Source organism: Gordonia sp. HS-NH1 (assembly GCF_001418765.1).
Taxonomy (GTDB): domain Bacteria; phylum Actinomycetota; class Actinomycetes; order Mycobacteriales; family Mycobacteriaceae; genus Gordonia.
The window spans coordinates 44,721-67,829 of record NZ_LIYC01000017.1 but is presented as its reverse complement, the minus strand read 5'-3'; the positions used below and the strand labels follow the sequence as shown (position 1 = coordinate 67,829).

22 protein-coding genes and 1 pseudogene are annotated in these 23,109 nt (G+C 67.8%); 11 read left to right on the top strand and 12 right to left on the bottom strand.

The genetic code is table 11. The features are described from left to right. Positions 1-18 precede the first annotated feature (18 nt). From AMD30_RS13545 to AMD30_RS13525, 5 genes are all read left to right on the top strand, one after another. Positions 19-1,692, top strand: coding sequence for an FAD-binding dehydrogenase (locus tag AMD30_RS13545; RefSeq protein ID WP_055475963.1), 1,674 nt, complete (start codon positions 19-21; stop codon positions 1,690-1,692). A gap of 105 nt (positions 1,693-1,797) precedes the next feature. Beyond that, positions 1,798-2,802, top strand: a complete 1,005-nt coding sequence (locus AMD30_RS13540; RefSeq protein WP_010843184.1) for a Dyp-type peroxidase — start codon at positions 1,798-1,800, stop codon at positions 2,800-2,802. A 60-nt stretch (positions 2,803-2,862) separates the two neighbouring features. Continuing rightward, positions 2,863-3,672 (top strand): family 1 encapsulin nanocompartment shell protein, encoded by an 810-nt coding sequence (locus AMD30_RS13535; RefSeq protein WP_010843185.1) that lies wholly within the window; start codon positions 2,863-2,865, stop codon positions 3,670-3,672. A 132-nt stretch (positions 3,673-3,804) separates the two neighbouring features. Then, a complete protein-coding gene (locus AMD30_RS13530; RefSeq protein WP_010843186.1) occupies positions 3,805-5,538 on the top strand; it encodes an ABC transporter ATP-binding protein in 1,734 nt (577 codons plus the stop codon). After that, the gene (locus tag AMD30_RS13525; RefSeq protein ID WP_010843187.1) at positions 5,535-7,454 is read left to right on the top strand and encodes an ABC transporter ATP-binding protein; all 1,920 of its coding nucleotides are present in this window, start codon (positions 5,535-5,537) and stop codon (positions 7,452-7,454) included. Before AMD30_RS13530 ends, AMD30_RS13525 begins: the two co-directional genes overlap by 4 nt. 377 nt (positions 7,455-7,831) lie before the next feature. On the opposite strand, the gene AMD30_RS13520 is transcribed toward AMD30_RS13525, so the two are convergent. Beyond that, positions 7,832-8,404, bottom strand: a complete 573-nt coding sequence (locus AMD30_RS13520) for a YdeI/OmpD-associated family protein (RefSeq protein ID WP_014928548.1) — start codon at positions 8,402-8,404, stop codon at positions 7,832-7,834. Positions 8,405-8,450: 46 nt separating this feature from the next. On the opposite strand from AMD30_RS13520, the gene AMD30_RS13515 reads away from it, so the two are divergent. Next, positions 8,451-9,149 carry a hypothetical protein gene (locus AMD30_RS13515; RefSeq protein ID WP_035718154.1) on the top strand — a complete coding sequence of 233 codons (699 nt, stop codon included), beginning with the start codon at positions 8,451-8,453 and terminating at the stop codon, positions 9,147-9,149. Here AMD30_RS13515 and AMD30_RS13510 read toward each other — a convergent pair whose 3' ends face one another. From AMD30_RS13510 to rnhA, 3 genes are all read right to left on the bottom strand, one after another. Continuing rightward, a complete protein-coding gene (locus AMD30_RS13510) occupies positions 9,150-9,941 on the bottom strand; it encodes an SDR family oxidoreductase (protein WP_010844453.1) in 792 nt (263 codons plus the stop codon). Between the two features lie 76 nt (positions 9,942-10,017). After that, complete coding sequence (locus tag AMD30_RS13505; protein WP_010844454.1) at positions 10,018-10,929, bottom strand: D-isomer specific 2-hydroxyacid dehydrogenase family protein; 912 nt, start codon at positions 10,927-10,929, stop codon at positions 10,018-10,020. Beyond that, positions 10,926-11,420: a ribonuclease HI gene (rnhA, locus tag AMD30_RS13500; RefSeq protein WP_010844455.1), complete on the bottom strand. Its 495-nt coding sequence runs from the start codon at positions 11,418-11,420 to the stop codon at positions 10,926-10,928. The genes AMD30_RS13505 and rnhA overlap by 4 nt, the downstream gene beginning before the upstream one ends. Positions 11,421-11,534: 114 nt before the next feature. Between rnhA and AMD30_RS13495 the strand changes: the two genes are divergently transcribed. The 3 genes from AMD30_RS13495 (at position 11,535) to AMD30_RS13485 (ending at position 14,371) form a co-directional block, all read left to right on the top strand. Further along, the gene (locus AMD30_RS13495) at positions 11,535-12,302 is read left to right on the top strand and encodes a methyltransferase domain-containing protein (RefSeq protein ID WP_010844456.1); all 768 of its coding nucleotides are present in this window, start codon (positions 11,535-11,537) and stop codon (positions 12,300-12,302) included. A gap of 243 nt (positions 12,303-12,545) precedes the next feature. Further along, positions 12,546-13,847: a DUF4185 domain-containing protein gene (locus AMD30_RS13490; RefSeq protein ID WP_035718155.1), complete on the top strand. Its 1,302-nt coding sequence runs from the start codon at positions 12,546-12,548 to the stop codon at positions 13,845-13,847. Further along, a complete protein-coding gene (locus AMD30_RS13485; RefSeq protein ID WP_010844458.1) occupies positions 13,844-14,371 on the top strand; it encodes a DUF1697 domain-containing protein in 528 nt (175 codons plus the stop codon). The genes AMD30_RS13490 and AMD30_RS13485 overlap by 4 nt, the downstream gene beginning before the upstream one ends. Positions 14,372-14,651: 280 nt before the next feature. Here AMD30_RS13485 and AMD30_RS13480 read toward each other — a convergent pair whose 3' ends face one another. The 4 genes from AMD30_RS13480 to AMD30_RS13465 form a co-directional block, all read right to left on the bottom strand. Continuing rightward, positions 14,652-15,128: a hypothetical protein gene (locus AMD30_RS13480; RefSeq protein WP_010844459.1), complete on the bottom strand. Its 477-nt coding sequence runs from the start codon at positions 15,126-15,128 to the stop codon at positions 14,652-14,654. 13 nt (positions 15,129-15,141) lie between these two features. Continuing rightward, entirely contained in the window at positions 15,142-16,413 is a 1,272-nt protein-coding gene (locus AMD30_RS13475; protein ID WP_010844460.1) for an acyl-CoA dehydrogenase family protein, read from the bottom strand. Positions 16,414-16,450: 37 nt separating this feature from the next. Further along, on the bottom strand, positions 16,451-17,851 hold the full coding sequence (locus AMD30_RS13470; RefSeq protein WP_010844461.1) for a phosphotransferase family protein: 1,401 nt from the start codon (positions 17,849-17,851) through the stop codon (positions 16,451-16,453). 104 nt (positions 17,852-17,955) lie between these two features. Continuing rightward, positions 17,956-18,324 (bottom strand): YybH family protein, encoded by a 369-nt coding sequence (locus tag AMD30_RS13465; RefSeq protein WP_010844462.1) that lies wholly within the window; start codon positions 18,322-18,324, stop codon positions 17,956-17,958. An 88-nt stretch (positions 18,325-18,412) separates the two neighbouring features. On the opposite strand from AMD30_RS13465, the pseudogene AMD30_RS13460 reads away from it, so the two are divergent. Then, positions 18,413-19,286: pseudogene (locus AMD30_RS13460) on the top strand (LysR family transcriptional regulator). A 162-nt stretch (positions 19,287-19,448) separates the two neighbouring features. Here AMD30_RS13460 and AMD30_RS13455 read toward each other — a convergent pair. From AMD30_RS13455 to AMD30_RS13440, 4 genes are read right to left on the bottom strand one after another with little or no spacing between them, the layout of a single operon-like run. Beyond that, the gene (locus tag AMD30_RS13455; protein ID WP_197282779.1) at positions 19,449-19,997 is read right to left on the bottom strand and encodes a molybdenum cofactor biosysynthesis protein; all 549 of its coding nucleotides are present in this window, start codon (positions 19,995-19,997) and stop codon (positions 19,449-19,451) included. A 16-nt stretch (positions 19,998-20,013) separates the two neighbouring features. Beyond that, a complete protein-coding gene (locus AMD30_RS13450; RefSeq protein ID WP_010844465.1) occupies positions 20,014-20,796 on the bottom strand; it encodes a hypothetical protein in 783 nt (260 codons plus the stop codon). 16 nt (positions 20,797-20,812) lie between these two features. Next, complete coding sequence (locus AMD30_RS13445; RefSeq protein ID WP_193748629.1) at positions 20,813-21,241, bottom strand: CoA-binding protein; 429 nt, start codon at positions 21,239-21,241, stop codon at positions 20,813-20,815. A gap of 28 nt (positions 21,242-21,269) precedes the next feature. Beyond that, positions 21,270-21,857, bottom strand: coding sequence for a TetR/AcrR family transcriptional regulator (locus AMD30_RS13440; protein WP_035718157.1), 588 nt, complete (start codon positions 21,855-21,857; stop codon positions 21,270-21,272). A gap of 114 nt (positions 21,858-21,971) precedes the next feature. Between AMD30_RS13440 and AMD30_RS13435 the strand changes: the two genes are divergently transcribed. After that, the gene (locus AMD30_RS13435; protein WP_010844468.1) at positions 21,972-23,105 is read left to right on the top strand and encodes a phosphotransferase family protein; all 1,134 of its coding nucleotides are present in this window, start codon (positions 21,972-21,974) and stop codon (positions 23,103-23,105) included. Positions 23,106-23,109: the final 4 nt, after the last annotated feature.

Sequence of the window (23,109 nt, the reverse complement as noted above, 5' to 3'; positions counted from 1 at the left end):
GCGGCGGGAGGAGATGCGGTGGCGGAGAACGAGGCCGACGCGGTGGTCGTCGGTGCGGGCCTGGCGGGACTCGTCGCGACATACGAGCTCACCAAGGCCGGGCGTCGCGTCGTCGTGGTCGATCAGGAGAACCGCAACAACCTTGGTGCGCAGGCATTCTGGTCCCTGGGCGGGTTGTTCATGGTGGACACACCCGAGCAGCGCCGCCTCGGCATCTCCGACTCCGCCGACCTCGCGCTGCAGGACTGGATGGGCTCGGCGGGTTTCGATCGTGAGGACGAGGACTACTGGCCACGCCAGTGGGCTCGCGCCTATGTGGACTTCGCCGCCACCGAGAAGCGGCAGTATCTGCACGACCTCGGGCTGCGTATCACCCCGATCGTCGGCTGGGCCGAACGCGGCGGCGGATTCGCCGACGGCCACGGCAACTCCGTGCCCCGCTTCCACCTCACGTGGGGAACCGGACCGGAGGTGGTCCGGGTCTTCGCCGAGCCGGTCCTGGATGCGGAGAAGCGCGGGCTCGTCGAGTTCCGGTTCCGGCATCGCGTCGACGAACTCGTCGTCGACGACGGCACCGCCGTGGGCGTGCGGGGTGTGACACTCGCCCCGACCGACGCCGAACGCGGCCGGGCGTCGAACCGGGATGTCGTGGGCGACTTCGAGATCCGTGCCGGATCGGTCATCGTCACCTCCGGCGGCATCGGGCACAACCACGATCTGATTCGCAAGAACTGGCCGGTCGATCGTCTCGGCCCCGCTCCGCAGACGATGATCTCCGGCGTCCCCGCGCACGTCGACGGCCGGATGCTGGAGATCACCGAGAGCGCCGGCGCCAACATCGTCAACCGCGACCGGATGTGGCACTACACCGAGGGCATCCACAACTGGGACCCGATCTGGCCCGATCACGCGATCCGGATCATCCCCGGCCCGTCGTCACTCTGGCTCGACGCCAACGGCAATCGTCTCGCACCGCCGAACTTCCCCGGCTTCGACACCAATTCGACGATGAAGGCGATCCTGTCGGCGGGCCACGACTACTCGTGGTTCATCCTCACGCAGACGATCGTGGAGAAGGAGTTCATGCTGTCGGGGTCGGAGCAGAACCCCGACATCACCGAGAAGGACCTCAAGCTCACCGCGAAGAGCCGGCTGGCGAAGGGTGCCTCGGGACCGGTGGACGCCTTCGTGCGCAACGGCGTCGACTTCGTGGTCGCCGACAACCTGCCCGAGCTGGTGGCCGGGATGAACAAGATCGCTCGCGGCCCCGAACTCGACCTCGCGGAGATCGAGCGCATCATCTCCGCGCGCGACGCCGAGATCGGCAACAAGTTCTCCAAGGACGCCCAGCTGATGGCCGTCACCAATGCGCGACAGTATCTCGGCGACAAGATCGTTCGCGTCGCCAAGCCCCACCGGCTGCTCGACCCGGAGCACGGCCCGCTGATCGCGGTCCGGCTCAACGTCCTCACCCGCAAGACCCTGGGCGGTCTCGAGACCAACCTCGACTCCCAGGTGCTGCGGCCGGACGGCAGCGCCTTCGACGGCCTGTTCGCCGCCGGTGAGGTCGCGGGCTTCGGCGGTGGCGGCGTACACGGGTACAACGCCCTGGAGGGGACGTTCCTCGGCGGATGCATCTTCTCGGGCCGCGCCGCCGGCCGCGCGGTGGCACGGGCCACACCGCGGAGCTGACTCCAGCTCGATCGCACCTCGTCGTCGAAAAGGGTTGCCTGCCCTATACATTCGCAGCATGATCTGCCACCCCACGCCGGGTGACGATCGGCTAGGGTGTTGGGCGTGCCGGTGCCCCAGACGATCCTGACCCGGAAGACGAAGTCGGCGATCTTCCTCGTCTTCACCATCGACGACGGCGGTGAAGACGCGGTTCGCGATGCGCTGGAGGAAATTCCCGGGCTGAACAACGCGGTGTCCTCGCGGGCACCGGAGGCCGCACTGGCCGGCATCGTGTCGATCGGGTCTGCGGCGTGGGACCGCCTGTTCGCCGGCCCGCGGCCCCGTTCGTTGCGTCCGTTCGTTCCCTACGAGGGCGAGGTCCACACCGCCCCGGCGACGCCCGGGGACCTGCTCGTGCACATCAAGTCCGACGACATGGGCCTGTGCTACGAACTCGGCGCCAAGATCACCGAGTCCTTCGGGGACGCGGTCACCGTGGTCGACGAGGTGCACGGCTTCCGCTACTTCGACCTACGCGACCTCATCGGGTTCGTCGACGGCACCGAGAACCCGACCGGACAGGCCGCGATCGACGCCATCACGGTCGGTGCGGAGGACCCGGACTTCGCGGGCGGCAGCTACGTCGCGATCCAGCGGTACGTGCACGACCTGTCGTCGTGGAACGGCCTGAGCACCGAGGAGCAAGAAGCCGCGATCGGACGCACCAAGCTCGACAACGTGGAGATGTCCGACGAGGTGAAGCCACCGAACTCCCACATCGCGCTGAACGTCGTCGAGGACGAGAACGGCGAGGAGATCGACGTGGTCCGCGACAACATGCCCTACGGCGACGTCTCCGGCACGGGCGTGAACGGCACCTTCTACATCGCCTACTCGGCAGCGCCCGACGTCACCGAGGAGATGCTGCGCAAGATGTTCATCGGCGACCCGCCCGGCACCTACGACCGCCTCCTCGACTTCACCACCGCGGTGACCGGGTCGCAGTTCTTCACCCCGACCCTCGACTTCCTCGAAGAGCTGCCGCCCGCGCCCGACGCCGCACCCGCCGCTCCCCCGTCCCCGACGACCCGTTCCGACGGTTCGCTGGGCATCGGGTCACTGCACTGACGACACGACACCCGACCACCGCACCCGGAAACCCCATCCCGGCCGCACCAGGAGGACACCATGAACAACCTGCATCGCGAACTCGCGCCGATCTCCGACGCGGCGTGGGCGGAGATCGAGGAGGAGGCCACCCGCTCGTTCAAGCGCAACGTCGCGGGCCGGCGCCTCGTCGACGTCACCGGGCCGCTCGGCTCCGACACCGCGTCGGTGACCCTGGGACATCGCACCAAGATCGACTCGCCCGCCCAGGGCATCACCGCGTTCCAGCGTCGCACCCAGTCGCTGGTCGAACTCAAAGTCCCGTTCACCGTGTCCCGGGAGGCCATCGACGACGTCGATCGCGGCGCGAAGGACTCCGACTGGGATCCGGTCGTGGACGCCGCGCGCGAACTCGCGCTCGCCGAGGACCGGGCCATCTTCGAGGGCTACACCGCGGCGTCGATCAGCGGGATCCGCGCCGAGGCCTCCGCCTCCCCGATCCCGCTGCCCACCGACGTCCGCGACTACCCGGAGGCGGTCAGTCAGGCGCTGAGCACACTACGACTCGCGTCGGTCGACGGTCCGTACGCGGTGGCCCTGTCGGCCGAGGCCTACACCCAGGTCAACGAGACGTCGAACCACGGCTACCCGATCCTCGAACACATCCAGCGGCTGTTCACCGGCGACATCGTGTGGGCGCCGGCGATCAGCGGCGCGTTCGTCATGAGCACCCGCGGCGGCGACTTCGAGCTGACCATCGGCCAGGACGTGTCGATCGGTTACGACTCACACGACGGCGATGTGGTGAACCTCTACTTCCAGGAGTCGTTCACCTTCCTCACCCACACCGCGGAGGCGGCCGTCGCGCTGACCGAACCGCCGACCGTCTGAGCGGCAGACCGTCGCCCTCGCCGGCCCCGCACACCGCCCGGGCGATACTCAGAGGCGTCCGTTGCGAGCGGCAACTAGTCTTGCGCAGGTGATCGCAGTAGAACACGGCCCGCTCTCGCTCCCGGCGGTCAGATGCTGACCCGCCTCATCCGCACGTACCTGGCGCGGTACCGGATCAACGTCGTACTCGTCATCGTGCTGCAGCTGCTCGCGACCACCGCGATGCTGTTCCTGCCGAGCCTGAACGCCGACATCATCGACAACGGCGTGGCCCGCGGTGACACCGGCTACATCCTGCGCATCGGCGGATGGATGCTGCTGGTGAGCGTCGCGCAGATCATCGTCACGGTCGCCGCCCAGTTCTTCGGGTCCCGCGCCGCGCTGGGGGTCGGGCGCGACATCCGCGGCGACCTGCTGCACCGGGTGAACTCCTTCTCCGCACGCGAGGTCGGCACCTTCGGTGCTCCGTCGCTGATCACCCGCACCACCAACGACGTCCAGCAGGTGCAGATGCTCATCGTCATGAGCAGCGCGATCCTGGTGATGGCTCCGATCATGTGCATCGGCGGCATCATCATGGGAGTCCGCGAGGCGCCCGCGTTGTCGTGGGTCATCGCCATCGCGGTACCCGTACTCGGGGTCTCGATGGGGGCCATCATCGCGAAGATGATCCCCGGCTTCCGCGCCATGCAGGAACGGATCGACAACGTCAACCGCGTCCTGCGCGAGCAGATCACCGGCATCCGGGTCGTCCGGGCGTTCGTGCGGGAGGACTACGAGCGCAAGCGGTTCGCCGTCGCCAACGACGATCTCGCCGATGCGACCCTGCACGTCGGACGGCTGATGGCCCTGATGTTCCCGGTCGTCATGGTGATCACCAATGTCACCATCGTCGCGGTCATCTGGTTCGGCGGTCACGCGGTCTCCGACGGTTCGCTCGAGATCGGCGCGCTGACCGCCGTGATGAGCTACGTCATGCAGATCCTGATGTCGGTGATGATGGCGTCGTTCCTGGCGATGATGGCACCGCGCGCGGCGGTCTGCGCCGAGCGCATCTCCGAGGTCCTGGCCACCGACACCTCGGTCCATCCGCCCAGTGAGCCGATCGGATTCGCCACCCATCCGGGCATGGTGGAGTTCGACGCCGCCGAGTTCCGCTACCCCGGCGCCGACGACCCGGTGTTGAGCGGCATCGACTTCCGCGTCGAGCCGGGCACGACGACCGCGATCGTCGGATCGACCGGCTCGGGCAAGACGACACTCGTCGGGCTGGTCCCGCGACTGATCGACACGACGTCCGGCGCGGTCCGGGTCGGCGGTACGGACGTGAAGCGGCTCGACCCCGATGAACTGCGATCGGTCGTCGGTCTGGTTCCGCAGCGGCCGTACCTCTTCTCGGGAACCGTCCGCTCGAACCTGCTGCACGGCAAGGCCGACGCGACCGACGACGAGATCTGGGAGGCCCTGCGGATCGCGCAGGCCGAGGACTTCGTGTCGGCGATGCCCGACGGGCTCGACACCAAGGTGTCCCAGGGCGGCACGACCGTCTCCGGCGGACAGCGCCAGCGCCTGGCGATCGCTCGGGCACTCATCCGCCGACCGGCCATCTACCTGTTCGACGACTCGTTCTCCGCGCTCGACCTCACCACGGATGCACGGTTGCGCGCCGCACTGCGTCCGGCCACACGCGAAGCGGCAGTGATCGTGGTGGCCCAACGTATCTCGACCATCATCGACGCCGAGCAGATCGTCGTCCTAGATCGCGGACGGATCGTCGGTCTCGGTACGCACGACGACCTGCGCCAGTCGTGTCCCACCTATGCCGAGATCGTCGAATCACAGATGGCGATGGAGGAGCGCGCATGACCCGGCCCGCAGGTTCGCCGATGGCGGCCGGACCCGAATCCAAACCCCGCTCGTTCTGGCCTTCGGTCAAACGCGTTGTCGCACAACTGGCCTCTTATCGCATGCTGATGACCGTGACGCTGGCCTCGCTGGTGGGCTCGGTCGTGCTGATCGCGATCGCGCCCCGCGTGCTCGGTTACGCCACCGACCTCGTCTTCGACGGCGTCATCGGACGCACCCTGCCCGAGGGGCTCACCAAGGAACAGGCGGTCGCCGGTCTCCGCGAGAGCGGGGACGACACCTTCGCCGACATGGTCTCCTCGATGGACGTGACACCCGGCGTCGGAGTGGATTTCGGCGAAGTCGGCCGCGTGCTGCTCATCACCCTGGCGCTCTACGTCGTCTCGTCACTGCTCGCGTGGCTGGCCGGCTACCTGCTGAACATCGTCGTCGTCGGCACCATCCGTCGGCTGCGCGACGACGTCGAGGCCAAAGTGCATCGCCTGCCGCTGCGCTACTACGACACCATGCCTCGTGGTGAGCTGCTGAGTCGGGTGACCAACGACCTCGACAATCTGTCACAGAGCATGCAGCAGACCATCTCCCAGTTCGCCAACTCGGTGCTGACGGTGATCGCGCTGCTGATCATGATGATCTGGATCTCGCCGCTGCTTGCCCTGATCGCCGTGGCCACGGTTCCGCTGGCGATCATCGCGACCGGCGTGATCGCCAAACGGTCGAAGCCGCACTTCTCGGCGCAGTGGTCCTCGACCGGCGCCCTCAACGCTCAGGTCGAGGAGGCCTTCACCGGCCACGAGCTGGTGACCGCCTTCGGCCGCCAGCGCGAGATCCAGTCGACCTTCGACGAACGCAACCAGAAGCTGTACGAGTCCAGTTGGCGGGCGCAGTTCATCTCGGGCGTCATCATGCCGACGATCATGTTCCTGGGGAACCTGAACTACGTCGCGGTCGCGGTTGTCGGCGGTCTGCGCGTGGCCTCGGGATCGCTGAGTCTCGGTGAGGTGCAGGCGTTCATCCAGTACTCGCGCCAGTTCACCCAACCGCTGACGCAGATCGGTTCGATGATCAACCTCATGCAGAGCGGCGTCGCATCCGCCGAGCGGATCTTCGACATCCTCGACGCCGACGAACAGTCGCCGGACGCCGCGAGCCCGAAGACCCCCACCGACGACAAGGGACTCATCGAGTTCGACGACGTGTCCTTCCGCTATGTCGAGGACAAACCGCTCATCGAGAACCTCAGCCTGGTGGCCCGCCCCGGACACATGGTCGCGATCGTCGGTCCGACCGGCGCGGGCAAGACCACCCTGGTTAACCTGATCATGCGGTTCTACGACGTCGATTCGGGCGTCATCTGCGTGGACGGAGTCGACTCGACCCAGATGACCCGCGACGACCTGCGCGAACGCACCGGCATGGTGTTGCAGGACTCGTGGCTCTTCGGCGGCACCATCTACGACAACATCGCCTACGGCGACCCCACCGCCTCGCGGGAAGAAGTGCTCGACGCGGCCCGGATGAGTCACGTCCACCACTTCGTGCGGACCCTTCCCGACGGTTACGACACCGTCCTCGACGACGAGGGCGGCGGGGTGAGTGCCGGTGAGCGGCAGCTCATCACGATCGCGCGGGCGTTCCTCGCCCGTCCCACGATCTTGATCCTCGACGAGGCGACCAGCTCCGTCGACACCCGCACCGAGCTGCTCATCCAGAAGGCGATGGCGAATCTGCGGTCGGACCGTACGAGTTTCGTCATCGCGCACCGGTTGTCCACGGTGCGCGACGCCGACGTCATCGTCGTCATGGAGGACGGTCACATCGTCGAGCAGGGCAGCCACGACGAACTGCTCGCCGCCCGCGGCGCTTACTGCCGGCTCTACGAGAGTCAGTTCACCGGAGCCATCGAGGCGACCTGAGCGACCCCCTCTGCTCCCTGAGGCGCGAGGAGCGCTAGCGACGAGCCACGATGGGCCTGGTGACGCGGGTTTCGGAGCCCGTCGTGGCTCGCTTCGCTCGCACCTTGGGGGGCAGTAAAGGCGTCCCCTCCGCTCCCGGAGGTGCGAGGAGCGTAAGCGACGAGCCCACCCCCGATCCCTGAGGCGCGAGGAGCGCTAGCGACGAGCCACGATGGGCCTGGGGCCGCGGGTTTCGGAGCCCGTCGTGGCTCGCTTCGCTCGCACCTTGGGGAGCAGTAAAGGCGTCCCCTCCGCTCCCTGAGGTGCGAGGAGCGTAAGCGACGAGCCCACCCCCGATCCCTGAGGTGCGAGGAGCGTGAGCGACGAGCCTCGAAGGGTCACGAAGGTCGCTCGTTGCGCGCCGCGCGTTCGACGAGGCCGGCGATGCGTTTGGTCTTGGTCTCGGGTCGTTTCGCCAGGGCGATCTGGGACAGTCCGAACTTGCGCGCGCTCGGCGGGAACGCATCCCAGTTGGCCCGGGCGGCGGGGTCGGCGTCGAGCGCGGCGGCCAGTTCCGGGGACTCGATCAGTGCCTCGGCATCGTCGAACAGGGTCCAGAGGCCGCGGGCCTGGGCGTCGTCGATGACGGCCTGACCGGCGGGCTGGATGCGGCCGGCGGCCGCGAGGTCGGCGACGCGCGCCTTGTTGGACGCCGACCACCCGCTGTTGCGCCCGCGCCGGGTGAACCACATGCCGCGGCGTTGTTCGTCGATGACACGGGTGTGACCGTCGATCCACCCCCAGCACAGCGCCTCGCGAACACACTCGTCGTAGTCGATCGGCTCCCGGCCCGAGCCCTTGCGCCAGAACACAAGCCACACTCCGGGCGACGTCTCGTGATTGTCGCGCAACCACTCTCGCCACGCATCGACGGTCTCGACGGTGAGCTTCGGGGCATCGGGATCGGCCATTCGTCAACCCTAATGACCTACGTCCAGGTCTCGGTACAGTTGAGCCGTGAACGAGATCGTCAACTTTGCCACGGACAACTGGTGGCTGATCTTCCCGATCGGCGCGGTCGTCGGCGGGTGGGCGGGTTCGATCGGCAAGTACAACGAGAAGCGGCGCAGGGACAAGATCGAGCTCGCTCGGATCAAGGCCACAGCACAGTCCGAGCAACTCAAGCTCACGACGACCTCGGCCGATCAGCTGCGCAGGGTGCACCGACAGCACGACGCACTCAACGAGAAGTGGTTCGCCTACGAACTCGATCTCGCGACCCTGATCGAGTACCCGCTGATGACCGACATGCGCGAGCCGCTGACCCTCGCCTTCCACCGGGCCCGGGTGCGCGCGGACGACCTACGACCAGATCCCGCCGCCGCGGACCTCTCCACAGCCGCGACATCGATGTCGCCGGCGGATTTCGCCGAGTACCGCGACGCGGTCGGCGACTACGCCGCCGCCTTCGACGCAGCCGAGCGAGAAGCCCGGCGTCGCAAGCAGTCCGGCTTCTCCCCGGTCGAGCGCGAGGCACTCGACCGGGCGCGCAAACTGATCAACGTCGCCGCCGACGCCGGGGCCACGCCGGCCGAGCGGCAGGCCGCCTACAAGAAGGTCCGCGCCGAGCTCGACGGCATCATCGACGTCCCGCAGGTGGCGGCCGCACATCTCGAACAGCAGATAGCCGGGGCGCTCGAGCGCGGCTCGGACTGATCAGAGATCCGGGATCGGAAGGTCGAGGTTGGGCGCGATGATGCCGCCGTCGACCTCCAGGATCTTGCCGGTGACGTAGGCGCCCGCCGGTGACGCCAGGTAGAGCGCGGCCGCGGCGATGTCCTCCGGATCGCCCAGCCGGTGCAGCGGCGTCGATGTCTCGACGGCGCTGCGCATCCCCTCGTCACCCGCGACGATCTCCAGCGCGGACGTCAGGATGGCGCCCGGCGCGATCCCGTTCACCCGGATCTTCGGATTCAGATCCATCGCCGCGATGCGGGTGTAGTGCGCGAGAGCGGCTTTCGCGGTGCCGTAGGCCGCGTAGGCACGCCCGGGCAGGCGGCCGACCGCGGAGGTGATGTTGATGATCGAACCCTGACCGCTGGTCGCGAGGATCTGCTTGGCACCGGCGACGACGAGCGCGTGTGCATTGCCGACGTTGAAGTCGAAGGCATCCCGCAGGTGCTTGGGACTCGTGTCGAACAGCGGCCGGGGCATCGCACCGCCGACATTGTTGACCACGGTGTCGAGTCGCCCGAACTCATCGACCGCGGTCTGCGCGAGCGCGGCCGCCGCGTCGGGGTCGGCGAGGTCCACTGCGACGGTGTGGGCGCGCCGGCCCGCGGCACGGACCCGTTCGGCGACCTGTTCGAGGTCGGACTCGCTGCGCGCCGCGATCACCACATCGCCGCCGGCCTCGGCGAAGGCGACCGCGATCGCCGCCCCGAGCCCCCGGCTCGCGCCGGTCACGATGGCCACCTGGTCGTCTATCCGGAATCTGTCGAGAATCACCCGTCGACCATGCCACGTCGCACCCGAAAACGAGAACGTGTTCTAGAAAATCGTTCGTAACCGGCCTGACGAGACCTCAGTAGTCGCTTCCGACGGTGACCACGGAGAGGAGATCCTCATCCGCGGCGAACCTGCGCAGATTCTCGGCGACCCACGGCGCGAGCTCACGCGTCAGTCCCGACGCCGGGTTGGCGACGTGCGGGGTGATGATCACGTTCGGCAGGGACCAGAGCGGATGGTCCTCGGCCGGCGGTTCCGGATCGGTCACATCGAGAGCAGCCCCGGCGATCTGACCGTCGGCCAACGCGCGGTACAGCGCTTCTTCGTCGACGAGGGGGCCGCGCGCGATGTTCACCACCCACGCGTGCGCGGGCAGCGCGGCGAGGCTGTCGGCGTTGATCATGTGCCGTGTCTCGGGGGTCGCCGGCGCGGCCAGCACGACGTGGTCGATCGTCGCCCACAGGTCGTCCAACTCGTCCGATCGGCGGACCTCGTGCGCGCCGGGGATCGCTCGGCCCGACCGGTTCACCGCGACGACGCGGGCACCGCATGCCCGGAGGCGCGGGGCGAGAGATGCGCCGATCCCGCCGGCTCCGACGATGGCCACGGTGGAACCGTGCAGTGACCGGACCGCGGTGTCGATCCGCTCCTTGTCCCAGTGGCGGAGGACGGCGGTGTTGATCTGCCGAAGTCCCGCGAGGAGAAGCGCCAGCGCATGCTCGGCGACGTTCTCGGCATAGAAGCCCGACGCGTTGGTCCAGATGCGGCGGTCGTCGAGGATGTCGGCGGCCACGAAGTCCTCGATCCCCGCGGTCTTGAGGGCCACCCACTCGACCGTGTCGGGCAGCTCCGGAAAGTCCGACGGCGGTCCGATCCACACCAGCACCCGCGCGTCGTCGAGGCCGACGATCCGTCCGCCCGCACCCTCGATCGCCTCGACCAGGTGCTCGTCGCGCACGGGTTCGAGGGCCACCGCCACCGGGGTCATCGGGCGACCGACCGGGCCGCGGTCGTCGCCAGTTCGTCGGCGATCTCGTTGAAGTGATCGCCGGCGTGCCCCTTCACCCAGCGCCACTCCACCTGATGCCGCTTCTCCTCCTCGACCAGACGGCGCCACAGATCCGCGTTCTTGACCGGCTTGCGGTCCTTGGTCTTCCAGCCGTTCGCCTGCCAGCCGTTGACCCACTTCATGATCCCGTTGCGGACGTACGTCGAGTCGGTGTAGATGATGACCTTCGACGGTCTGGTCAGTGCCGCGAGACCCTCGATGGCGGCCGTGAGTTCCATCTTGTTGTTCGTCGTATCGGGCTCGGAACCGGAGATCCGCTTCTCGGTGCCCTTGTAGCGGAGCACCGCACCCCATCCGCCCGGGCCCGGGTTGCCCAGGCAGGCACCGTCGGTCGAGATCTCGACGACGTCCGACCCCGCTCCCGGGTCTGCGGAGGAGCCGTCGGCTGTCGGGTTCGCAGAAGCTGTCACGCACGGAAGCCTACGGCAGGCGCGACGGCCGGCAGCACCCTCGTCGAGGGGGGCAAACCGGCGGCGTTCCCGACATCTCGGGCGCCGGGCACCAGTGGTGTCTAGGGTGGACCCATGGCTGTGTGGGACCCGACACGCTATCTGCAATTCGCCGACGATCGCGCGCGGCCGTTTCTCGACCTCATCGCGCAGATCCCGACCAACCCGCTGTCGGTGGTCGACCTGGGTTGCGGACCGGGCCATCTGACCAAGCACCTGCGTGCACTCTGGCCGGCGGCCGAGATCCTGGGCATCGACGACTCGGCGGAGATGGTCGACCAGGCCATCCGCGACAACACCGACCCGCGCGCCAACTACGACGCCGTCGACGTCTCGCAGTGGGCGCCGCACCGGCCGGTCGACCTGATGATCTCCAACGCGATGTTCCAGTGGGTCCCCGATCACCTCGAGGTGATCGACCGGCTGCTCGGTTATCTCACCGACGGCGGCGCGTTCGCGTTACAGGTCCCGAACAACACCGACTCGCCGACCCACGCGGCTCTCGCCGAGCTCGCCGTGACCGAACCGTATGTCGGGGCGTTCGGCGACCTACGCGGGCTGCCGCGTCTCGACGCCGAGGTCTACCTGGACTTCTTCGCCGAGCGCGGCTACCACGTCAACGCGTGGGAGACGACCTACTTCCACGTGCTCGACGGCCAGGATCCGGTGTTCGACTGGATGTCCGGAACGGGCGCGCGTCCCTACCTGCAGGCGCTCACCGACGACCTCCGGAAGCGCTTCATCGCCGACCTGAAGGAACGCTTCGCCGAGGCCTATCCGCGTCGGGAGTGGGGTACCGTTCTGCCCTTCCGCCGGACGTTCGCCGTGGCCACTCGCCGCTGATCCCGCCCGCCGTCGACCGGGCGTCGTTTCCCGTCGACGCACAGTCGACGGATAGAGGCGCCTCCTCGCGACCTCGTCCCCCCTCCGGAGAACAGCGCTCGCGTCGTTCATCGGAATCGGGGAACGACAATTCGGAGCGAGCGTCGAAGGGTCACGCACCGGCATCGGTTTGGCATCGGCGACGCTGCCCCGTGCCACTTCTGCAACACTGACGCCACTGTCGTTTCCTCAGGGGGTACGTCCATGCCTCGACGCAGCCGGACTCGTCTGCGCCCTGCCCACCATGTCCGACGCCGCGTCATCGCAACCGTTGCCGCCGTCGGCCTGGCCGGCAGCGTGCTCGCTGCTGTGCCGGCACCGGCGCGAGCCGCGGTCTGCAACGTCACCGGCATCACCGGAGGAGACGTCGGGAGCACCGGAAGTTCGGGGTCCAGCGAGCTCGGGTGGGGCAGTCTCGACTTCGGCAGCTATCGGGCGGGCGGCAAGAAGCCACAGGGGCCGCTCCCCAAACTCACCGGTGCCAGCAAGGCCGTCTCGTGGGTGACCGGTCCGCGAAGTCCCGCTCGCACCGACACCCGTTTCGGTATCACCGCCACCGACGTCGGCGTGCCGTGGGACAACGGCTCCGGTCAGATACTGATGGCCTTCGGCGACACATGGGGCAAGTGCGCGGGCCAGATGGCCTGGAAGCACAACACGATGCTGCGTAGTGACGCGAACTCCGATCTGGCCAAGGGAATCCGATTCCCGAACGCCGTACCGGGATCGGTCCGGTCAGGTGCCTCGGTGTCATCGGCACATCCGACATGGGCACAACCCATGTTCAACGCGGTCGGGGTGCGCAACATCGAGGTCGGTCGAATCCCCACCGGCGGGATCTCGGTCAACGGCACCCAGTTCGTCAGCTTCATGTCGATCCATCGTTGGCTCGGCCCCGGCCGGTGGAGCACGAATTACTCGGGAATCGCCCTGTCGCACAACAATGGTCAGACCTGGACCGTCGACAACAACACCCTCCGCTGGAACACCGACCTGACGATTCCCGGCGTTCCCCAGGTGGCGAGTGGCCACAACCGGTTTCAGATGGGCGCCTTCCTCCGAAGCGGTGAGTACATCTACCAATACGGCACGCCGAATGGGCGTTTCGGCTCGGCCCACGTGGCCCGGTTCCGTCCCGCCGACATCCTGAACCTCAACCGGTATCAGTACTTCCGGGGCGGCACGTCGTGGTCGTCGAATCCGGCCGAGGCCGCGCCGATCGTCGCCGGTCCGGTGGGCGAGATCTCGGTGGCCTACAACGCCTTTCTCGGCCGGTTCGTCATGCTGACCGAGCGCGCGGGGACGATCATGATGCGCACGTCGCCGTCACCCGTGGGACCGTGGAGCGGAGAGCGAGTGCTCATCTCCCAGAGGCAGTCCAGCGGCCTGTACACGCCCTACATCCACCCTCGGTCGTCGGGAGAGGACCTCTACTTCGTCGTCTCGCGATGGGACGACTACAACGTCATGCTGGTGCGGACCGACCTGTCGAAGGTGCGTCCGTGAGCCGGCGCATCGTACTGATCCGCGCCGTCAACGTCGGCGGGGCGAAACTCCCGATGGCCGAATTGCGCCAGATCGCAACCGACCTCGGTGCCGATGAGGTCACGACCTACATCGCGTCGGGCAATCTGATCTGTTCGCCACCTCCCGACCCGGACGAGTTCGACCGCGCTCTCGAGACCGCGATGGAGGAGCGCTACGGTTGGTTCCGCGAGGTCATCAGCCGCACGACCGACCAGGTCCGTGCCGCGCTGGACGCGCATCCGTTCGACATCGTCGACGACAAGTACTCCTACGTCTACTTCCTGACCGGCGAACCGGCGCCCGACAAGGTGACCGCCTTCGAGCGCAAGGACTTCGGCGAGGACGTCGTCCGGGTCATCGGGTCCGATCTGCACATCCGCTACGCCGACGGTGCGGGCCGCTCGACGTTGACCGCGCCGGTCATCGCTCGCGGTCTGGGTGTGCAGGGAACCGGACGTAATCTGCGGACCGTCCGGAAGCTGCTGGAGCTGGCCGGCTCCTAGCACCGACCAGGTGGCCCGTGCCCCGGCACGGGCGTAGCGTCGGTGGAGGCATCACGAGACAAACCAGACGAACCAGACGTTCGCGTCGAGAGGAGTCCGGACATGAGTCAACCGGTCCCGCCGCCACCGCCACCGCCCGAGCCCATTCCTGCGCCGGAGCCCATCCCGGAGCCGCCACCGGAACCGCCGATCCCCGTACCCACTCCGCCGCCGGCTCCCGACCCGCAGCCCGCACCCCCGCAGCCGGACCCGCCGCCTCGGCCCACGGTGATATGAGCGGTCAGCCGCGCGTCAGAACGCGCGCGACGCGGTCCAGATCGGCGAGCTGCTCCTCCCGCGGAGCCTCCCACAGCTTCTTCGGCAGCTTCTCGAGATCCTTGACAGCCGCCTCGGCGTGATCGAGCGCTTCGGTCGCCTCGTCCTCGCCGAGGTCCACCGACGCGATGAGCCGGTCGTCGAGTTCGAAGACCGCGTCGTCGAGGCGGTTGCGCGCCGCGACGAGTTCGTCGTCGTGCGGGATCGCCGGGTTCGCGTGCACGTCCGCGATGGCATACCGAATCCGCCGATGCAGCAGCGCTTCTCGGGTGTTGTCGGTGGCCCAGCTATCGGGCGCGCGGCCCGGTCGGCCGGGAATCAGGTCGGTGGATCGCGCGAAGGTGCGCACTCGTTTGTCCGAGTCGTACGCGAACCAGGCGGCGCCGCCGAGAATGAACAGTGCGACCACCACGGTGGCCACGATGATGATGACCGCGATCATGTGGTCAGCCTACTCAGGACGACTGCACTCCTTTGGGCGCCTTTCCCGACATGAAACCGAACAGGTATCCGGCGACGCGTCTCATCTGGATCTCGTCGGCACCCTCGGTGATCCGGTAGCGCCGATGGTGACGGTAGATGTGCTCGAACGGTTCGTGCCGCGAGTAACCGCGTCCGCCGAACACCTGCATCGCCTGGTCGGCAGCGTCGCAGCACAGCCGATTCGCCTGGTAGTTGCACATCGAGACCTCCGCAGACGCGGCGAACGGCCCGTGGGTGTCCATCTTCCAGGCGGTTTCGCGGATCAGGGCCCGGATCATCGCGCACCGGGTGTGCAGGTCGACGAGCGGGAACTGGATCGCCTGATTCGTCGACAGCTTCTTGCCGAAAGGGGCACGCTCGTTGGCGTATGCCACCGCACGGTCGACGCAGTACTGTGCGGCACCCAGACTGGACGCCGCCTGGCGGATGCGGTTCTCGTTGAAGAAGTGCTGCACGACCTGCAGGCCGGCGCCCTCGGCGCCGAACACCGCGGAGTCCGGCACCCGGACATCCCGCAGCGAGATGTGTGCATGGTCGGTCGGCATGTTGAACGTCCACAGGTACTCCTCGACAGCGAACCCGGGGTCCTGCGGGTCGACGAGGAAAGCGGTGATCCCGCGGGCATCGCCGGGTTCTCCGCTGGTGCGGGCGAACACGATGTCGCGGTGCGCGGCATGGATACCGGTGTTCCACGTCTTCTCACCGTTGATGATCCAGTCGTCGCCGTCGCGGACGGCGGTCGTCTCCATGTAGGTGGCGTCGGAGCCGTGGTCGGGTTCGGTGATGCCGAAGGCGAAGAACTTCGTCCCCGCGGCCAGTCCTTCGACCCATTCCTCCTGCTGCGCGGGCGTGCCGTATTCGAGCATGAGGAGCAGACCGATGTTGTTGCCGACGATGGCGTGCTCGTTCTGCAGATCGCAATGCAGCCCGAGCCCCTTCGACGCCAAGTGCTCGCGGATGATCGCCATCGCCAGGTTCGATCCGTCCCGGCCGCCGAACTCGGCCGGAAAAGGGTAGCGGAAATGACCGGCGGCATCGGCCCGCCGCCTTGCCTCACCGAGGAGCGCTTCCCACTCCTTGTTCGGCAGACCGCCTCGCTCCCAGTCTGTTCGGGAGTCCTCACGCCGGTGGTCGAAGAACCGGATGTTGTCGTCGGCCTGCTCGAGGGGGACGATCTCGGCTTCGATGAAGGCGTCGAGTTCGGCCAGGTAGTCTTTCAGCGACTCGGGCAGTGCGAAGTCCACGATGAACCCCTCTCGGTTGGGATCGGATGTCCGGCGGTCACGGATGAGGGACCGCGAAGTACTTGGGGTTGGCGACGAGGAGTCGGGCCCGCACGTCGGCGACGACGGCGGCGCGGACCTTCTCGTCGGTCCCGTCGAGTTCACCGGACCACAGCGCGTCACAGAGTGCGCGCTGGTCGGCGATTCCGAGGGCACTCAGGCGTTGCGCACTCGCGGTCGCGTCCTGTGCCGCCCGGAGTGTCTGCCGACGCACGACGTCGACGACGTTCCCCGCCACCCTCGTGTGGAAGCGGACCTGCGGTGACAACTCCGCCTGCACCGCATCGGACCGCAGGAACTCGGCGACCGCTTCGAGCAGTTCGACCGCGCTCGGCGAGCCGTAGACACCGTCGTTCGGGTCGGGCGTCGACGACCCGATCAGCGGATCGGGCACCACCTCGGGTGTCACGAGGCCCAGGTCGAGCAGGGCGTCGAATTCCTGTTCCGCACTTCGACGTCCGATGGCGGCCAGTTCCACCGACCGTTCGACCCCGTCGAGATGTCGCGCGGCCTGCACCGCGCAGATCAGTCCCCACTTCACGGTCGCGTAGAGCTCCCACCAGCGCAGCGCGGCTTCGGTGGGACGCCGGCCCGCCTCTCGCGCATACGCGTCCAGCAGCGCGTCGCGGCTTCCCATCCCGGCCACCGGCGACGACCCTCCGAAGCGCCACGCTTTCGCGCACAGCCAGCCGAGGTCCTCGACCGGGTCGCCGAGGTGGACGAGTTCCCAATCGAGCACCGCCGCAATACCTTCGGCGCCGACGAGGAGATTTCCCAGCCGAAAGTCACCGTGCACGAGGCATTGCCGCGGTGACGGTTGGGGGCGGTTGTCGGTGAGCCACTGGGTCGCCAGCACCAATCCCGCGGGCATGGACTCGAATTCGCGTGGGAACAGTTCCCGCAACCCGTCGATGGGATCGGCGAGTTCGGCGAGACTGGGCGTCTGGGCCACGTCGATCCGGTGGATCCGGGCGAGGATCTCGCCGCACTGATCCACGAAGCAGGCACGCGCACCGGCGTGAGCGTCGTCCCGCAGTATCCGACGGGGGATGGACTCTCCCTCGATGAAATTCATTGCCAGATAGGGAAACCCCAGGACATTGCCGTCTTCGTCGAAACCCGCGTCGAGGATCTCCGGCACCGGGACGCCGGCATCGGCTGCAGCGCGCAGGACCTGCGCCTCGGCCTGCAGTCCGCCGTCGTCGGTCGCTGCCGGGACGGCGCGGATGATGATCGGCTCGGACCGTCCGGAACTCTCGACGAGGGTGGCGGCGTATGTGGCGCGACTTGCGCCCGCGGGCAGCAGTCTCGCGGACTCGACCGAGATCGGGGTACCGCGCTTGCCGGCGAGTCGGGATGCGATCTTCGCGGCGACACCGCCTGCTTCCGGTACTGCCACGCCGATCCGTCCCTTCTTCGCCGTCGCCTGGGCGGGTGTAACCGCCACCACAGCGAAGCTAGCACGAGATCTGAATCCGGCCTCAGAAAATCGGTGCCGAAGTCTCAGTGGTCGGGCGTCTGGAACTCCGGCTGGTCGATGATCCGTACCCACGATCCGTCGGATCGCCGCGCCACCACCTGTGCGCGAGCACCGGCGCCGTCACGCGGCGGCGTCGAGGTGAGTGCGAGATCGTCCCGGAACATCAAGGTCGGCAACGGTGGCTCCGGCACGAACGTGGGCCGGTGCGCGAGAACCGAAGCCCAGAGGTCGCGGATAGCGGCCCGTCCGCGCGTGACCTCCCCGGGCGGATAAGCCATCACTGCATCGTCGTCGTAGAGCGAGGCCACGGCGTCCGCGTCCCCCGCATTGGAGTACTCGACGAACAGCCTGGTCAGATCCTCGGGCGTGCGTGCGATTTCGTAGTCGGTCATGACAGCTCCTCTCGGTGTTCCCCCAGCGTCTCCCCAGCGCCCGAATAAGTCCAAGTGATGCTGCAGATGCCGACTATCATTGACAGTTATGGAACTCCGGCAGCTCGAGTACTTCGCGGCCATCGCCGCGGAAGGCAGTTTCACCGCGGCTGCGGCGCGCGTGCACACCACCCAGCCGAACATCAGCGCGCAGATCCGCACCCTCGAACGGGAACTCGGTTCGGCCCTCTTCGACCGGTCCGCTCGTACGGTCCGCCTGACCGACGCCGGGCGGGCAGCACTCCCTGCAGCGCGGCGCGCGCTCGCCGCTGCCGACGACGTCGCCCGAACCGTCAGCGAGGTCGCCGGACTGGTCCGCGGGAGCCTGGCGGTCGGGATGGTCGAGGGGTGCACGATCGCCCCCCCTGTTCGCAGCCCTGGGCACCTTCCGGACGACTCACCCGCAGATCGAGCTGACCCTCCGCGAGTCGCCGTCGACCGAGTTGATCGCATCGATAGAGGACGGTCGCCTCGACGTCGCACTGGCCGGATACGGCGGCGAACTCCCGCCGGGAGTCGCCTCCATGACCATCATCGCCGAGCGCGTCGTTGCCGTGATGCCCGCGGACGGCCGTCTCCCAGGCCGAACCGTCGACCTCGCCGCCCTTCGCGACCGGTCACTCATCTGCCTGCCCACCGGAGCAGGAATCCGAAGCGTGTTCGACGAAGCGGCGTCGGACGGCGGCCCGATCCGGCCCGCAATCGAGGCATCCTCCCCGGACGCGATCATCGAATTGGTCACCAGCGGAATGGGAATCGGGATTCTGAGCGAATCGATCGCCGCAACCGACGAGCGCGTTGTCGGGGTCCCGATCCGAGACGTGGACGGCACGGCTCATCTCGGGTTGGTCTGGAAGACAAATCCGTCGGCCGCCGCGGCACGTTTCGTCGACGTCGCCCGAGGCGCGTTCGGGAGGGACTGATCCGCGAGGCCGTGGGCCCTACTTCCGCCCGAGCGACGTTCGTAACGCAAGCGACTGGAGTTCCTCACTGCCACGACGATCTACGCACAGTCAATGGAAATCGACGCACGGTCGACGAAATCTACTGCACAGTCGACGTTTGTGACTCTTTCTCAGCCCGCGCTACAACGGTTGTGCCCGACGCACCTGGTCGGCGGCGCGGGTGGCGTCGAGTTCGACATCGCTGACGAGTACCGCTGAACCGACACTCAGGGTTCCTGACGTGAGCGGCTGCGCCCGCAATCCACCCCGGCCGATCAGGGCATTGCGCACGCCGTCGCCGGCGACGGTGTCCATCCACGAACACGGATGCGCAGGACGCCCCCCGCGGAATCGAATCGGGCCCGCCCCCGAGTCCAGCTCGAACTCCCGGCCACGCAGCGGATCGAGTTCGACCCCGCGCACCACGACGTTGCGCCGCGCCAGAACCGGGTCGGCGTCCCCGGCGGCAGCGGACCACGCTTCGAGCGCGAGAAACGTCACCGCAGCCTCGGTATGGGCGCGGACCCCGAAGAAGCGGTCTCCGCGAATCCCCTTGTCGGCGACGACCTCCACGAACTCTGGTGTGCGGGTCTCGACCTCGCCGGCCGGGCCGTCCTTGGGCCGGCCGAAGTAGGCATGCTTCGACGAGACGACGAACATCACTATCTCGCAGGAGTACTCGTAGGTCACCGCACCTCCCGTCGGATCACGAGGCCGGGGGTGAGGGACGAGCATCGGCGGCCGTCGCATCGTCCGGCGTCTTCACCACCACGCTCACGGGATCGGTGGGCTTCCCGGCGATGAGGTCGCCGATACTCAGTCCCCAACGGCCCCAGCGGTCGTCGAAGCGCTTCGCGCGGGCCCGGGCCTTGTCCGTCTTGGCCGGTGAGTATCGACGGCGGGCCCAGGCCGAATGTGGCCGGGCGAGCCGGATCGCACCGGCCCAGGCGAACACCGGGATGAAGACACCGACGATGGCCGTGGAGAACTTGCCCTTCAACACGCACAGGAACGCGCACGCGACGTTGATCGGGACAGTGGCCACCAGAGCGACGGGACCGAGCTCCACATCCGCGTCGTCGAGGGGGTTGAATCCGAGTACCGCCATCCCCAGCGCGGCGACCGTCAAGGCGACCACCTGAACCGAGAGTTGGCCCTCCGGTGACCAATACACGTCCTGCAGACGGAGGATCAGCGCGAACTCGTCGAGGACCAGAGAGGCGCCGACGCCGATCAGCACCGCACTGATCTCCGCGCCCGGTGACGCCCCGTTGACACCCACCGAGACGAAGGCGCCGACGATCGTCAGGATCAGGCCCGGCACCATGTGGTGCACGTGGACACCGTCCGACACGTTGTTGCGGAAGGGGCCTTTGCCCGCCCGGATGAGTCGCGTGATCACCCGCGTGACGATGAACGTGACGACGAACGACGCGAACAGCAGGAACAGCGGAAGTCGTTGGTGCGTGAGCTCGTCCAGGAAGTTCACCGGGCCACCGCTGCCGTCAGCCGGGGACGATGCCGGTGCGGCGCTGCTCGATGATCAGGCAGCGGTCCTCTACGTACAGGAGGCCGGCCTCCTCGGCGATCGCCCGCGCCTCCGCCGAACGGATTCCGAGTTGCAGCCACAGGGCGGTCGCACCCGACGCGACGGCCGCCCGTGCGACATCGGCGCACTCGGGACCCGGGCGGAAGACGTCGACGAGGCCGACCTGTTCGGGGACGTCGGCAAGAGTTCGGTACACCTTCTCGCCGACGATCTCGTCGGCCGCAGGGTTCACCGGGATGATCCGCCAGCCCCGGCTCTTCATGTAGGCCGGGACCTCGTTGGCGGCTTTCGACGGATTCGCGCTGGCGCCGACCACGGTGATCGCGTCGTAGGTGGACAGGATCTGCTCGACGACATCGTCGGTGTTGATGCTCGGTGTGGTCATCCCACGAGTGTAGGTGGGTTCGGAGTTCTCATCGGAGAACTCCGTGCACGACCAGTGCACTGAGCTGATCGGCCCACGCGGTGTCGAATTCGCGGTCGTCGAGCAACAGTGCGTGCAACATCGCCGCCCCGCCGACGGCCTCGATGAGCCGGTCCGGGTCCACATCCGGGTGCACCTCGCCGCGCCCCACCGCGACCACCAGCCGGTCACGCAACGCGCCGAACACGTCCGCGAAGCCGGCGTGCACGCGCGCCGCGAGCTCGGGTTCGGCAGCCATGTCCGAGATGAGCCCGGGCAGTGCGGCGCGGGTCACCGGGCTGGCGAACAGATCGCGCGCCGCCGCCACCATGATCCGGAGATCGGCCTCGACCGCACCCCTGGACGGCGGTAGCCGCGCCATCCGGGAGAACGCCACATCGTGCACCAGCTCCGCCTTGCCCGACCAGCGGCGGTAGAGCGCGGTCTTCGTCGTCCCCGCGCGATCAGCGATCGCGGCCATCGTCAGCTTCCGGTATCCGACGTCGACGAGTAGCTCCGCCGCGGCGTCGAGCACCGCCGAGTCGATACGGAGGTCACGCGGACGCCCCGAGGCAGCTCCTGTCGTCTCAGCGCTCATCGCCCACCTTCCCGTCGGAGATTTCCCGAAGTCGCTGCGAACCGCGCGACCGTTCTGATGTCATAACGCTACTCACCGTAGCGAATCTGTCGTTAATGATCTCTGGGGGTGCCCATGGCCACCGAACCCGCCGTCGAGCAGGTCGACCACCTGCAACGCTCCAGCCGGGACAACACCTCGGTCCCGGACACGCTCGCACGCTGGCTGGCCGAGCAGGACGACACTCCCGACGCCGCGCCCGAGGTCACGGTGGCCGCCGGCGTCGACAGCAACGGCATGTCGTCGGAGACCATCCCCGTGTCGGTGTCCTGGCCCGGGGAGCCCACCCGGCACTGGGTGATGCGGATGGCCCCGTCGAGCGCCGACGTCCCCGTCTTCCGCTCCTACCGGATGGATCACCAGTACGAGACGATGCGGTTGATCGCACGGTTCAGCGACGTCCCGGTCCCCGCGGTCCACCACCTCGAGCCCAGCGGCTCACTGCTGGGTGCGCCGTTCTTCCTGATGGACCGATGTGAGGGCGAGGTCCCGCCCGACGTGATGCCGTACACGTTCGGCGACAACTGGTTCGGGAACGCCGCCGAGTCCGACCGCCGCCGCGCCCAGGAGTCGGTCGTCGGGGTGATCGCCGACCTCCACTCCATCCCCGACGCGGCGCGGCACTTCGGCTTCCTCGCCGACGACCTCCCCGCCGGCGACACCCTCCTCGCCCGTCTGCTCGCCTGGCTTCGGGATTGGTACGACTTCTCGGTGGACGGAATCGGTCGGTCGCCTCTGGTCGAACGGGCACTCGCCTGGCTGGCCGACAACTTCCCCGACGATGTCTCGAGGACCGAACCTGTTCTGTCCTGGGGTGATTCACGTATCGGGAACGTGATGTTCGTCGATTTCACCCCCACGGCGGTCCTCGACTGGGAGATGGCGCGTACCGGTCCGCGCGAACTCGACATCGCCTGGGTGGTGTTCGCGCATCGCGTCTTTCAGGAACTGGCGACGATGGCGGGCCTCCCGGGTCTGCCGGACCTGCTGCGTGAGAACGACGTCCGCGACACCTACCGGCAGCGGACCGGCGTCGAACTGGGCGACCTGCGCTGGTTCTACGTGCACGCCGCGGTGCAGTGGTGCTGCGTCTTCATGCGCACCGGCGCCCGCCGCGTGCACTTCGGCGAACTCGAACGCCCCGACGACGTCGACGGCACCCTGTTCTACCACCGACCATTGCTCGAACGACTCCTCGAGGAGGACTGACCGC